Annotated in this window: 9 protein-coding genes; 2 read left to right on the top strand and 7 right to left on the bottom strand. The window is 54.7% G+C overall.

From position 1 onward, the window contains the following. Positions 1-52: 52 nt before the first annotated feature. Positions 53-2,308 carry a heavy metal translocating P-type ATPase gene (locus FUA23_RS11075; RefSeq protein ID WP_147930808.1) on the top strand — a complete coding sequence of 752 codons (2,256 nt, stop codon included), beginning with the start codon at positions 53-55 and terminating at the stop codon, positions 2,306-2,308. Between the two features lie 32 nt (positions 2,309-2,340). Further along, positions 2,341-2,754, top strand: a complete 414-nt coding sequence (locus tag FUA23_RS11070) for a DUF6010 family protein (RefSeq protein ID WP_147930807.1) — start codon at positions 2,341-2,343, stop codon at positions 2,752-2,754. Here FUA23_RS11070 and FUA23_RS11065 read toward each other — a convergent pair. From FUA23_RS11065 to FUA23_RS11035, 7 genes are all read right to left on the bottom strand, one after another. Next, complete coding sequence (locus FUA23_RS11065; RefSeq protein ID WP_147930806.1) at positions 2,744-3,238, bottom strand: GNAT family N-acetyltransferase; 495 nt, start codon at positions 3,236-3,238, stop codon at positions 2,744-2,746. The two genes, FUA23_RS11070 and FUA23_RS11065, sit on opposite strands and share 11 nt — an antisense overlap. A 98-nt stretch (positions 3,239-3,336) precedes the next feature. Then, the gene (locus FUA23_RS11060) at positions 3,337-3,990 is read right to left on the bottom strand and encodes a class I SAM-dependent methyltransferase (RefSeq protein WP_246144163.1); all 654 of its coding nucleotides are present in this window, start codon (positions 3,988-3,990) and stop codon (positions 3,337-3,339) included. A 35-nt stretch (positions 3,991-4,025) separates the two neighbouring features. Continuing rightward, positions 4,026-4,400, bottom strand: a complete 375-nt coding sequence (locus FUA23_RS11055) for a DUF3703 domain-containing protein (protein WP_147930805.1) — start codon at positions 4,398-4,400, stop codon at positions 4,026-4,028. Positions 4,401-4,460: 60 nt separating this feature from the next. Then, positions 4,461-6,929, bottom strand: coding sequence for a heavy metal translocating P-type ATPase (locus FUA23_RS11050; RefSeq protein WP_147930804.1), 2,469 nt, complete (start codon positions 6,927-6,929; stop codon positions 4,461-4,463). Positions 6,930-6,948: 19 nt separating this feature from the next. Further along, a complete protein-coding gene (locus FUA23_RS11045; RefSeq protein ID WP_187270979.1) occupies positions 6,949-7,743 on the bottom strand; it encodes a cation transporter in 795 nt (264 codons plus the stop codon). 6 nt (positions 7,744-7,749) lie between these two features. Then, positions 7,750-9,009, bottom strand: coding sequence for an efflux RND transporter periplasmic adaptor subunit (locus FUA23_RS11040; RefSeq protein ID WP_147930803.1), 1,260 nt, complete (start codon positions 9,007-9,009; stop codon positions 7,750-7,752). A 13-nt stretch (positions 9,010-9,022) separates the two neighbouring features. Then, positions 9,023-13,354 carry a CusA/CzcA family heavy metal efflux RND transporter gene (locus FUA23_RS11035; protein WP_147930802.1) on the bottom strand — a complete coding sequence of 1,444 codons (4,332 nt, stop codon included), beginning with the start codon at positions 13,352-13,354 and terminating at the stop codon, positions 9,023-9,025. Positions 13,355-13,391: the final 37 nt, after the last annotated feature.

The raw sequence follows: 13,391 nt of genomic DNA, 5'->3' as shown, positions 1-13,391 counted from the left end.
TAACGTATTCAGCACTTCATCGCCCGAATTTTGTAATCTAAAGGAAAGTTAGATGAATGTAGTTGCCGATCACGATAAAAGCACAAAGTCCACAGAAAAAGCATCCTTCCCGGTCACGGGAATGAGTTGCGCCGGCTGCGCTTCCAGCGTGGAGAGTACCCTGAAGAAATTACCGGGGGTGAACGACGTAAGCGTCAATTTTGCGAATACGACCGCGCTGGTGGATTTCGACCATGATAAAATAACGACAAACGAATTGAGAAACGCTCTTCAGGCGGTTGGTTATGACCTGATTGTAGATGTAGAAGATCCCTCGGCGGTCCAAGAAGAAATAAAACAACGGGAGTACGCGGAGATCAGGCAGCGTACGATATGGTCGGCCATCCTCACGCTTCCCGTTTTCATCATTGGGATGTTCTTTATGGATTGGCCTGCGGGGCGGTGGATAAGCCTGGGGCTTGCCTCGGTGGTTCTATTTTGGTTTGGTCGCCACTTCTACGTTAACGCTTGGAAACAGGCTCGTCACGGCCAGGCTAACATGGACACCTTGGTAGCGCTGAGTACGGGGATTGCTTTTCTGTTCAGTCTTTTCAACACCTTGTATCCGCAGTTTTGGCTGCGGCAGGGACTAGAACCACACGTTTATTACGAAGCGGCGACGGTGATCATCACGTTCATATCTCTCGGGAAATTACTGGAGGAGCGGGCAAAATCGAATACGTCTTCGGCGATCAAGAAACTGATTGGATTGCAACCGAAGACGGTCAAAGCGATCGTCAATGGAGAAGAGGTAGAGATGGCGATTTCGGACGTCGCTACGGGGCAGCTGTTGTTGGTACGACCTGGAGAGAAAATACCCGTTGACGGCCAGGTGCAGGACGGAAATAGCTTCGTTGACGAAAGTATGATTACGGGGGAGCCGGTGCCGGTGCGTAAAGCCGAAGGTGAAGCGGTGTTCGCGGGGACGGTCAATCAGAAGGGTAGTTTCCGGTTTGTTGCTGAGAAAGTAGGGGGAGCGACCTTACTGGCACAGATCATCAAGATGGTGCAGCAGGCGCAGGGGAGCAAGGCACCGGTGCAGAAATTGGTGGATAAGATTGCGGGCATATTCGTTCCGATAGTGATGGCTATTGCGGTGGTCACTTTCATCAGCTGGATGGTGCTGGGGGGCGAGGATGCCTTCACCCACGCTTTACTGACCAGCGTAGCGGTTTTGATCATTGCCTGCCCGTGCGCGCTGGGTTTGGCGACTCCTACGGCGATCATGGTCGGTATAGGCAAGGGGGCTGAGAATAACATCTTGATCAAGGACGCGGAGAGCCTGGAATTAGGTCATAAAGTAGACGCGATCGTACTGGACAAAACCGGGACGATTACGGAGGGGAGTCCCAACGTGACGGAAGAATATTGGGAAGCGGGCGCGGACGCAGGTGCAGTGGAAGGTTGGAAGAGCGTGGTGCTGGCGGCGGAAGCTAAGTCCGAGCACCCCCTGGCTGAAGCCGTGACTGCCTGGTTAAAAGAAGCAGGGATAAAACCGGTAGCCCTTGATGATTTCACCAGCATTACTGGCCGAGGGATCAGCGCCAATTACGAAGGGACAACCTACTACGTCGGTAACGAGCGGTTGATGAACGAACACGGCCTTGCAACCTCCCCCGGCACCCGCGACCGCGCCCAAAAACTGCGGGAGGCCGCGAATACTGTGGTATACGTAGCCGATGAACGGAATGTGCTTGGGATCATCGCTATCGCCGACCGGATCAAGGAGAGTTCCCGTAGCGCGATCGCAACGCTTCAGGAGCGAGGCATCGACGTATACATGCTGACCGGAGACAACGAGCAGACCGCCGCCGCCGTCGCAAAAGAGGTGGGGCTAAAGGACTTCCGCGCCGAGGTGTTACCGGCCGATAAAGCCGCCTTCGTGGAGCAACTGCAAGCTGAGGGTAGGGTAGTGGCCATGGTGGGCGATGGTATTAACGATTCCCATGCTTTGGCGCAGGCGGACGTAAGTATAGCTATGGGGAAAGGCTCGGACATTGCGATGGACGTTGCCAAGATGACGCTGATCACTTCTGACTTGTCGGCTATTCCCAAAGCACTTCGTCTTTCTAAACTTACGGTTCGTGGCATCCGTCAGAATTTGTTCTGGGCTTTCATTTACAATCTGATTGGTATTCCAATCGCCGCCGGGCTGCTTTACCCAATCAATGGCTTTTTACTCGATCCCATGATTGCCGGCGGAGCGATGGCGTTGAGCTCCGTTTCCGTGGTGGCTAATAGTTTGCGGTTGAAGTCGGCGAAATTGTAGACTTTCAGCTTGCCACTTAAATTGCTTTTCGCATGACAATTTCTATTCTTCTTCTCGGTCTGATAACCGTTGGTATAATCGCTGGTGCAATAGAATTATTGCGCCTCGATAGAGCAACTTCCGGCGGCCTGATGCTTACGGCGATTGGGTTCATTTACGTTGGTTTTGCTGGGAGTGACACCGCTTTACTGATTGTCAGCGGTGTTCAGGCTTTAGTTATTTGGTTGCTAGCTTACGGAGGCCTGCGTAAGAACGCGTTATTGATTCCCCTGGGCCTTTTGCTACATGCTGGCTGGGACCTTGGATACCTATATCTGGCTAAAGGCGTAATCATTCCTGATGGATATGAGTTGTACTGTGTGGTGGTGGATTTGGGGTTGGCGGGTTACTTTTCGCAAGTTCTATGGTCCTTAAGTAAAATCTCGGCCCAAGGCATCAATGAGTGAAAGAATTATCTCTCACCAATAGTTCTAAGGTGTCATTATGGTCTCCTGGATAGGAGCTGCCGGCGACTCCAAAGCCACCTTTTTCAAGAATCCGCTTCATTGTTGGATTTCCCGTAGTTGCGAATAAATTTTGATCTGTAAATTTTGAAATTAGCATATCAGCAAGCGTGCTCCCAATTCCATTTTTTTGATAAAATGGCTTCGTGTATACATATCCGACCTCGTGAGGGAACAACTTGTTATCAAGGGTGGTCTTAGATGCCGTAAACGTTCTCTGCCGATAGTTTTCACCCGCGACCTTGATAGCGGCTATGCCCGCTATTTTTTCTTCATGGCGAGCAAAAGCCAAGAACGGACAATTCAAGATTCTGTCTTTTAAGTTGATCAGAGAGACTTGATCTGCCTCTTTGCACATCTCGTAGAAGTCTTCTAGTTCTTCTGCGGTACAATCAGCAGGTGGCTTTATCTCATGTTCAAATATCATACGTCAATAAGTTTGGTTGGTTCAAGTACTTGCCTCGCCTACGTTATAAGCTACGGCAGTAGCAGACATTTCGCCTTTCGAGGAAAGGTACAGTCTTTTTAAAGCCTTTTTACTTTATCTCCCCAAGCCACAAAAACATCCCCTCCCTTAAACGAGTCGTTCAACTGAAAGTCTTCCACCCGTTCTGCTAAATACTGGTAGAGCGGCCGGTCCACTTCGCCGCCGCCGATCCATTTAATGAATTCCGCGCGCAGACCAGGCTGCTCGATATACCAATCCATGATGACAAACCTTCCGCCTGGCCGTAAGAGGGGAAGAAGGTTATCGATGACATTCCGCCATTCGGGGAAACCGGATAGCCCGAGGTCACAGAGGATAGCGTCGAACTTGACTCCTTCGCCAAGATGGTCCCGGACCCAATCTTCGTTGATTTTGGTGGCATCGTCTTTGAAGAGGCTGATGTTGTTCCATTTGTTGGCGTTGATCTTCTGTCGTGCTTTTTGGAGCATTCCCCCGGAGAGATCGACGCCAACTATTTTCCCGGAGCCCTTGAGGTATTGCTGGAAGTATTCGAAATTTTGGCCGGTTCCAACGGGAAGGTTAAGGATGTTTTGACCTTCCTCTAATTCCATTACACGGACGGCAAATTCCCGTGGCTTACGGTAGTACCAATCGGGAGACAAGATGTCGTAGAAGCGGGAAAACTTGTCGTAATAGTCTTCAGCTTTCTCCAAATTTTCCATAGTCTTCATGAGCAAGCGTAATTTTAATAGCTACCCATTTGGAACTAGCGGGTAGGGGAGAAGGGAGATAACATTCTTTTCAAATCTTCAGGGATTTCCATTGGTTGTAGCGGCGGAACGTTAGCTCCTCCGGTGTTACCCGTAGGAACTTTCCCGACGAATGACTTGACCCCGCCAAATACCAGGCGTAACAGCTGGCCGCGAATTTCCTTCCAGCTTTTGATGGCGAAACCGAAGCGAAGCATAAGCCAATGCACTTCCGAATGTTCGACGGCCCAGGGCTGACCAAGGATATGAGCCCTTTCCAAGTGTTGCCAAGCGACTTGTAATTCGCCTTTAGAAAAAGCGGACCTGTAATCGCTAAGTTCCTTTTGATAATATAGCTGAAGCCCTTCGGGCATTCTCCAGTAAAAAGTCATGTCGTTGAATTTTGCGGTGAATAGAAGCAATATACAGATTGAACCATGTCCGTATAGTTATTACTTCTTGTAAGCCAGTAACCTGAGTGCATTTCCTACCACCACCAGTGTAGATCCTTCGTGCGCAATAACCGCCGGGCCGATCTCCGCAATCCCTAGTAGCGTAAGCGGGATGAGGATCACCACCATACCGAGGCTCATGACCAAATTTTGCCGGATGATAGACTTGGCCTTACGGCTCAGGCCTATGGCAAAGGGGAGGTTATCGAGGCGATCAGCCATGAGGGCGACGTCGGCAGTTTCGAGGGCAACATCGGAGCCGGCGGCTCCCATGGCGATGCCGACGTTTGATTTAGCCATAGCGGGGGCATCGTTGACGCCGTCGCCGATCATGGCGACCATGCCCTCCTCGGCCCGGAGGCGCTCGATGGCGGCTACTTTGTCTTCAGGCAGGAGACTGCCGAGCGGGTCGGTGATACCGATATCGGCGGCGACGGCATCGGCTACCTTTTGATGGTCGCCGGTGAGCATGACCATCTTTTTAATACCGAGTTCTTTGAGGGCGGCCAGGGTGGCTTTCGCTTCGGGACGGGCGACGTCCATTACAGCGATGATGCCGAGGTAGCGATCGCCCTGGTGAACGATCATAGCGGTATTGCCGGTGTCTTCCAGTTTGGACATTTCCTGATCGATGGCGGCAGGTATTTCGGTACCGGTCAGTTCACGGAACAGGCGGCGGTTACCGATGTGGACCGTTTTGCCGGCAACCGTGGCTTTGACGCCCCGGGCGGTGAGCGCTTCCAGGTTTTCAGCGGCGGGAATATTCGTAGTATTTCCAAGACGTTCTTTACCTCCCGTTACGATGGCGGCGGCCAGGGGGTGGTCGCTCAATTCTTCAACGGCTATGGCTACGGTTAGTAATTCCGCTTCCGTCGCTTCTCCGGAAGGGATCACTTCGGTGAGGCGGGGCTTGCCTTCGGTGAGGGTACCGGTTTTATCGAAAGCCAGGGCGGTGATGCCACCGAGATCTTCGAGTGGGCGTCCGCCTTTGATGAGAACGCCCTGGCGCGCGGCCCTGGCAATACCGGCTAACACGGCTGAAGGGGTGGAGATCGCCAAAGCGCAGGGAGAAGCGGCGACCAGGACGGCCATGGCCCGGTAGAAACTCTTGGAGAACGGCTCGTCGATGACGAGGAAAGCGAAGAGCAGGAGGAAGACCAGGCCGATGACGGCGGGAACGAAATACCGCTCGAACTTATCGGTCAGTTGCTGAGTGGGCGACTGCTGGGTTTCTGCTTCCTTGACGAGGGTAACGAGGCGGGAAAGGGTACTGTCTTTTGCCAGTTTGAGGACTCTGATTTCAAGCGGGGAACTGCCGTTGATCGTACCGGCAAAAGCACGGTTTTCTGATGGTAGATTATCGAGATTAAAATCAGCGTCAGGGTTGGTAACCGGTATTTTATCTACCGGAACGCTCTCTCCGGTAATGGGTGCCTGATCGACGGCGGAGGTTCCGCTGACGATCACGCCGTCGGCGGCGATTTTAGAATTTGGGCGGACAACGATGATGTCGCCTAAGGCCAGTTCTTCCACGCCTACTTCGGTGGTAGTACCATCACGTTTGACAAGCGCGGTTGGCGGGGCCAGATCAGATAGTGCCTCGATTGATTTGCGGGCACGGCCCATAGCGTAGTTTTCCAGGGCATGGCCGATGCTGAACAAGAATAGCAAGAGGGCTGCTTCCTGGAATTCCCCGAGCGCGCAGGCACCGGCGGCGGCTACGAGCATCAGGAAGTCGATTTCGAACTTACCCTGACGGATGGTCTGAATAGCTTCGATAAGAATGAAGTAACCTCCCAGCAGGATGGCGATGACGAACAGCACCGTTGAAACCAGTTCAGGAACACCGCTTAGGAAACTCAGGATGAGACCGACGAGCCAGAAAACGCCACTGGCAATGGCGAAATAGAGCTCGGTATTCTCGCCGAAGATGCCACCGTGGTCGTGGTTGTGGCCGTCTCCGCCGCTGTGTTTTTCCTTTCCGTGTTCTCCGGGGCCGTGGTCGTGGCCGGCGTGTTCATCCCTTTTGACCGTGCCTCCCATTTGTAGGTCGGTGTCAGCGATCGCGGCCCGCACGGTATTTTCGTCCGTGAGGGTACTATCGTATTCAATCCTGGCTACCCCGGCACCTGACACGACGGCTTCTAGGATGCCGGGTGTTTTTCCGATTTGTTCCCCGAGCTGGCGGGCGTGGCGTTGGTGCCGGATGCCGGTCACATCGATAAGCAAATGCCGATAGCGGGAAGTAATGTCCGCGCCGGCACGCCTGGCAATGGCTTTTACTTTACTCAGAGCCAGTTGTTCAGGATTGTAATGGATACAAACCTCAGCGGGCGTGCCCTCCTTAATGTGGGCTTTTTCAATACCGGCTTCGGCGTTGAGGGCAGCCAATAGACGGGTGACGCACTGGTCGCGCTCGTCGGGTATTTGGGGGAGTAGGACCGGGAGGTCCAGTTCTAATTTACTCATGATTGTGTATTGCGATAGATTATTTAGTTAGTTTCAAAATGCGAAAAGCCCCACGGAGTACGACGGCGAAGACGATACTACCGACGACCAAATCAGGCCAACGTGTAGCGGTGAGATAGACGAGGACACCGGATAAGATTACTCCAAAATTGATGATGATATCGTTAGAAGTGAAGATGTAACTGGCTTCCATGTGGGCTTCGCCTCGCTTGGTTTTTTGGATAAGCCACAGACAGACGGCATTCCCAACCAAAGCCAGGGAGGCTACGATGATCATGACCTTAAAGTCAGGCACTTCCCCATAACCAATAAAGCGACGTAGCACTTCCACGAAGCCAAGAACAGCAAGCCCGATCTGAATATAGCCACTGTAACCGGCGATCTGTTTTTTACGGGCTGCAACCGCACCGACAGCCAACAGGCTCAGGGCGTAGACAAAAGCGTCGGCCAGCATATCGAGCGAATCCGCGATAAGCCCCATAGAACCGGAAATCAGACCAAAAACCATTTCGACCAGGAAGAACCCGGCGTTGATGCCGAGTACCCACCAAAGGATCTTTTTTTGCTGGGCACTATCATCGTCCACTGCTGGAAGTTCGGCGGTTTCAGTGGTGAGTAATTGGTCTCCTAATTTAAGCTGATGGAGGGCTTGGGTAACGGGAGTAACCACATCGCGATGATATACGGTTAGTTGTCGGGCGGGTAGGTCGAAGTCGAGCCGCTCCACCTGAGGGAGCGGCTCTAACTGCATCCGGACCATTTGCTCTTCGGCCGAACAGTCCATGGCGGTAACTTTATAGATACTTTTATTCATGATCGTTTAGTGTTCGTGTTCGAGTTCTCCGGCCTGGCTCTGGGCGTAGACGAAATAGGCTCCCTGGGTGACAATGCGCATACCATCCGGCAATGGATCGATGAGGCGAACGGCGGTAAAGCCTCCGTCGGTAATACCGGGGTTGACGCGGAGACGTTCGAATTCCACCTCGTCACTGTTGTTTTCGGCCGGTGCGACAAAAATGTAGGAGAAGTCGCCCTCGCGTAGAACGGCGTCTTCCGGAAGCGCCCGGACGGTTTGGTCGGTAAGGAAAATGCGGGCTTCGACGAAGCGACCTCGTACGAAGGGTGGTTGCTTCCCGGAAGGATGAGCGTGAACGCGCACGGTTTTATTCTCCTCGTTGAATTCCTTGCCGATCACGTGCACTTCGGCCTCGTAACGCTCCGGACCGATTGAAGGAACGGTATAGGTCATTTTTTGCCCCTTGCTGATTTTGGCAATGTCCCGTTCGAAAACGTCCAGTTCGAGGTGAAAATGCTTTTCGTCGATGAGTTCCATCAGTTCGGTAGCGGGTTCGACGTACATACCATCGTGCGTGGCGATACTGGTGATGTAGCCGGAGCGCGGGGCGAACAGCGTGATGCGATTGGTGATGTTTTCGGCGGTCAGGTTCACGGTTCTGATGCCCAGGTATTCGAGTCGTTCCCGAATACCGGCCAGACGCGCCGTTTTAGCGGCAACTTCGGAGCGGAGCCGCTGGACGGTTTTCAGGATGCCGGCATCCGCAGCCAGGAGCGTTTCCTGACGTTCGAGTTCCTGGCGTAGAAAGGCGAGTTCAGCGGAAGTTTCCAGGTAGTTTTGTTGGTGATCGATAAAGTCAGGGTTCTCAAGGTAGGCGAGTGTCGCTCCTTTTTTGACGTAATCACCTTCCACATAATTCCGGGAATTGCGCACAAACCCCATGGCGCGAGCGCTTACGGCGGCATATCCGTTGGGCGGCAGATCGAGGGTGCCGGTAGCTGAGACGAAATCGTTAATTTTCAGGTTGGTAAAATCGCCGAAGCCGATATCCATGGTTTCCATCTGAATCTTTGTGAGGTGGACGCCTTCCTCTTCTTCGTGTTCTCCGTCATGGTCGTCGTGTTCATCATCGCCGTGCTTATCGTCGGCCATTTTCTCGGTGGCGGGTGCGTCGTGGTCGTGGCCGTCCCCTTCTTCGTGTTGATGGGCGCGGTCGCAGGTGCAAAGAATGAGGATTAGGAGCAGTGCGGGGAGGGCACTAGTTAGTTGCTTTATGGTTTTCATCGGGACGATGGAATTATTGGTTGAGGAATTGGATGCGGGCTACGGTTTGGTTGTAGGCCAGGAGGGATTCGAGGTAGCCGATGTTGTTGTCGGCCAGCATCTCGAGTGCGCTGAGCAGTTCGAGGTAGGTGATCTCACCGGCCCGGTAGTTGAGGCGGGAGATGCGAACGATTTCAGGGTTTACTACGGCCAGTTGCTCACGGTAAAAGGTCAGGGAAGCTTCGATCTCCCGGAGCTGGTTACTGGCCTCCAGTTGTTCGCTACGGCGGCGGAGGCGGGTAGCTTCCAGTTGAGATTCCGCAACGGCGACGCCCAACTGTTGAGCCTCGATGCGCCTCTTAGTTGACTTGTTGAAAAGGGGCAGCGTAATACCGGCCTCGATACCGCTGAGGTAACCCCCTTCGAAATAATGCTGGGCGGAATAACCGAGGCGGAAGCCGGGTTTGAGTTCAGCGCGGGTGCGGCCAATATTGGCGCGGGTGAAGGCGATGTCCTGCTCCGCCAGTTGAACGGCCAGGGTATTTATGGACGTATCGATGGAGAAGGGGAGGGCAATCTGACTTAAGGTGTCTCTGGCGGTGACGTCGCCGTCGGCTCCGATCAATACGCCGAGCCGTTGCCGTAGGGACGCTACCGAAAGTCTTGCCCGTTGGGCCAGTAACTCCTGTTCCCGGAGACGAGAACTGAGGTTGAGGGCTTCGAGGCGGTTTGCTTCGCCGGTTTCCGCACGGATCAGGGCCGTTCGGTAATACTCCGCGTAGGTTGCGGTGAGCCGTTCGTACAGTCGGAGCGATGCTTCCCGCTGCTGGAGTTCATAATACCGGTTACTTACTTCCAGGGCCAGCTCGGCCTCGGTAAGCCGACCACTGATCTCGTTGGAACGCACGATGGCATCCTGAACGGCGTTGGTTGCCCGGATGCCGGCGGGGTGGGCGAACTGCTGTACGACAGCGAACTGGTTGACCCGTTGCCCATTCTCCCGGAAAAGGCCGTCTCCCTGGTAGCTGATGTCGGTGTTACCGGGGGAGTAGGGGAGGTTTTGGAGACTTCGGTTTTGCTCCGTGAGTTGATTAGCGGCGGTAACGATTGGGTTACGGGTGATCGCGAGGTTGACCGCTTCGTTCAGGGTCATCGGGGTAGGGTCGCCTTGCTCCTCCAACTCACCTTGCACCTGCGCCCGCGCCCAAAAAGAGCACAATAGTAATGGTATTAAGACAGCTACTTTAGACACGCCACTCCTCCGGTTCTTCCATCCTTCCAGCCAGCTGTAGAGAATGGGGAGTATGATGAGCGTGAGGAAAGTGGCGGTGAGCAAGCCGCCGATGACCACCGTCGCGAGTGGTCGTTGCACCTCCGCGCCGCCCGAGGTGGACAGGGCCATGGGGAGGAAACCGAGGGAGGCGACCGAGGCGGTCATGATGACGGGCCGCAGGCGGACCGTGGTGCCTTCAATGATGCGGGCGCGGACGTCGTCCCAGCCCTCCGTTTTGAGCTGGTTGAAATAGCCGATCAGGACGATGCCGTTGAGCACCGCGACGCCGAAGAGGGCGATGAAGCCGATGCCGGCGGAGATGCTGAAGGGCATGCCGCGCAGCTCCAAGGCGAGGATGCCTCCAATCGCGGAAAGCGGGATGGCGACAAAGATGAGTGCGGCCTGGGAGAAGCTGCCGAAGGTGAAAAACAGCAGGATGAAGATAAGCGCCAGGGCGACCGGTACAGCGATGGAGAGGCGGGCGCTCGCTGCCTGGAGGTTCTCGAACTGGCCGCCGTAGGTGAAATAATAACCGGCAGGGAGGTCGATGTTTTCGTCCAGGGCGGACTGGATGTTTCCGACGAGTGTTTCCACGTCAGAATCGCCTACGTTGACGCCGATGACGATGCGTCGGTTGGTGTTTTCGCGGCTGATTTGCATAGGCGCATCGACGAGCTCAACGGAGGCTACCTCGCGGAGCGGTACCTGGCTACCATTTTCGAGCGGGATGAATAGGTTGCGAACATCGGAGATGCCGGCGCGATTGCCTTCTTGGAGTCGTACGGTTAGGTCGTAGCGGCGTTCGCCCTCGTAGACGGTGCCGGCAGTGGCTCCGGCGAAGGCAGTCTCGATAACGCGGTTGACATCGCGCGTTTGCAGGCCGTACTGCGCCATTTTGGGGTAGTTAAAATCAACTAGGATCTGGGGCATACCGATGGTTTGCTCTACCGTCACCGTTCCGGCTCCGGGGATACCGGAGATGATCCGTTCGGCTTCCTTGGCTTTTTGGAAGGCCACATCTAAATCCGCGCCGTAGAGTTTTATGGCGATATCGGCCTTGGCTCCGGTCATGAGTTCATTGAAACGTAACTGGATGGGCTGGGAGAATTCCAGGCCGAGGCCGGGGAAGACTTCCAGGGATTTCTCGATGGCTTCGAACATAGTCTGACGGTTGCTGGCCGTAGTCCATTCTTCCTTTGGTTTCATGACAATGGTATAGTCCCCAATTTCCACCGGCATGGGGTCGGTGGGAATTTCGGCGGCGCCGATGTTGGTGACCACTTCCAGCATTTCCGGGAAATCGGCGAGCAGCTTATCCTGGACCTTTTTAGTCATTTCGATGCTCTGGCTGAGGGAGGTTCCCGGCGGCATGATCTGCTGCATGGCCAAGTCTCCTTCTTCGAGGGTAGGAATAAATTCGCCGCCCATCCGGGAAAAGACAAAAATGCTAACGGCAAACAGGGCGACGGTAGCCAGGACAAAAACCGTTTTGAAACGGAGGGCCGCATTAAGGACCGGGGCATAAAGCCACTGGAAGAACCCGATGATGCGATCGGCAATGGTGCGCTTATTCATAACCTTTTTATTGAGGAATAAGGCTGACATGGCGGGCACGTAGGTTAACGAAAGGATTAGCGCGCCGGCGATGGCCAGCATGACCGTTTGGGCCATGGGGCGGAACATCTTGCCCTCAATACCGACGAGGGCGAGGATGGGGATGTAGACCATCAGGATGATGATCTCGCCGAAAGCGGCCGAGCTGCGGATTTTGATGGAGCTGTCGGTCACCTCGCCGTCCATTTGCGCCTGGGATATCTTTTGCCCGGCGAACCGGACCTGGAGGCGGTGGACGATGGATTCGACGATGATCACCGCGCCGTCGACGATCAGGCCGAAGTCGATGGCCCCCAGGCTCATCAGGTTAGCGGAAATGCCCAACAGGTTCATCATACTGATGGCGAAGAGCATGGCCAGGGGAATGACGGAGGCAACGATGAGGCCGGCCCGCCAGTTGCCCAGCAGCAGGATCAGGATGAAGAGAACGATGAGGCCCCCTTCAAGCAGGTTTTTCTGAACGGTGCCGATGGCGGTGGAGACCAGTTTGTCGCGGACTAGGTAGGGTTCGATAACGACTCCTTCGGGGAGGGATTTCTGAATCTGAATGACCCGCTCCTTCACCCGTTCGGTAACGGCGGCGGAGTTGGCCCCTTTGAGCATCATGACGCGGCCGCCGACGGCTTCCTCGCCGTTACGGACCAGGGCACCGTAGCGGGGAGCCCGACCGAACTGGACGGTGCCGACGTCTTCGATCAGGATGGGGCGGCCGGCGCGGACGTCGACGACGATCTTACGGATATCGTCTAGGCTGGTGACAATGCCGTTGGTACGTATATAATAGGTACGGGGGTTCTTCTCGATGTAGGCTCCGCCCGTGTTTTCATTGCTGTTTTCCAGCGCAGCGAATACATCATTGATGGTGACGCCGACGGATTTGAGCAATTCGGGATCGACGGCGACCTCATACTGCTTGAGGAAACCGCCCATGGTGTTGACCTCTACGACGCCCTCGATACCGGATAGCTGGCGGCTGACGATCCAGTCCTGGATACTGCGTAAGTCAGTGGGAGAGTATTGGTCCTCATACCCTGATTCGGGACGGACTACGTACTGATATATCTCCCCGAGACCGGTTGATATGGGTGCCATTTCCGGAGCGCCGAGGCCCGGGGGGATGTTCTCTTCCGCTTCCCGGAGGTGTTCGCTGACGAGCTGGCGGGCGAGGTAAGTGTCGGTGCTTTCTTCGAACACTACGGTAACCACGGAAAGGCCGAAGCGGGAGATGGAGCGGATCTCGACGAGGTCCTGCAGGTTCTGCAGTGCCAGCTCGACGGGGGTGGTGATGAACTGTTCCACTTCCTGGGTGGCCAGGGTAGGGGAGGAAGTGATGACCTGTACCTGATTGTTGGTGATGTCGGGTACGGCATCGATGGGGATTTGGCGGAGGGAGAAGATGCCCCAGGCGATGAGCGCCAGGACGAATAAACCGACCACCAGCTTATTCCGGACGGAATAGGCGATGATGTTGTCAAACATGAAAACTTGTTGGGGTATGGGCTGAGGGTGCGCTTGT

The sequence above is a fragment of the Neolewinella aurantiaca genome (assembly GCF_008014675.1).
Lineage (GTDB): Bacteria > Bacteroidota > Bacteroidia > Chitinophagales > Saprospiraceae > Neolewinella > Neolewinella aurantiaca.
The sequence above is the reverse complement of the archived record's forward strand: the minus strand, read 5'-3'. Positions and strand labels throughout refer to the sequence as shown.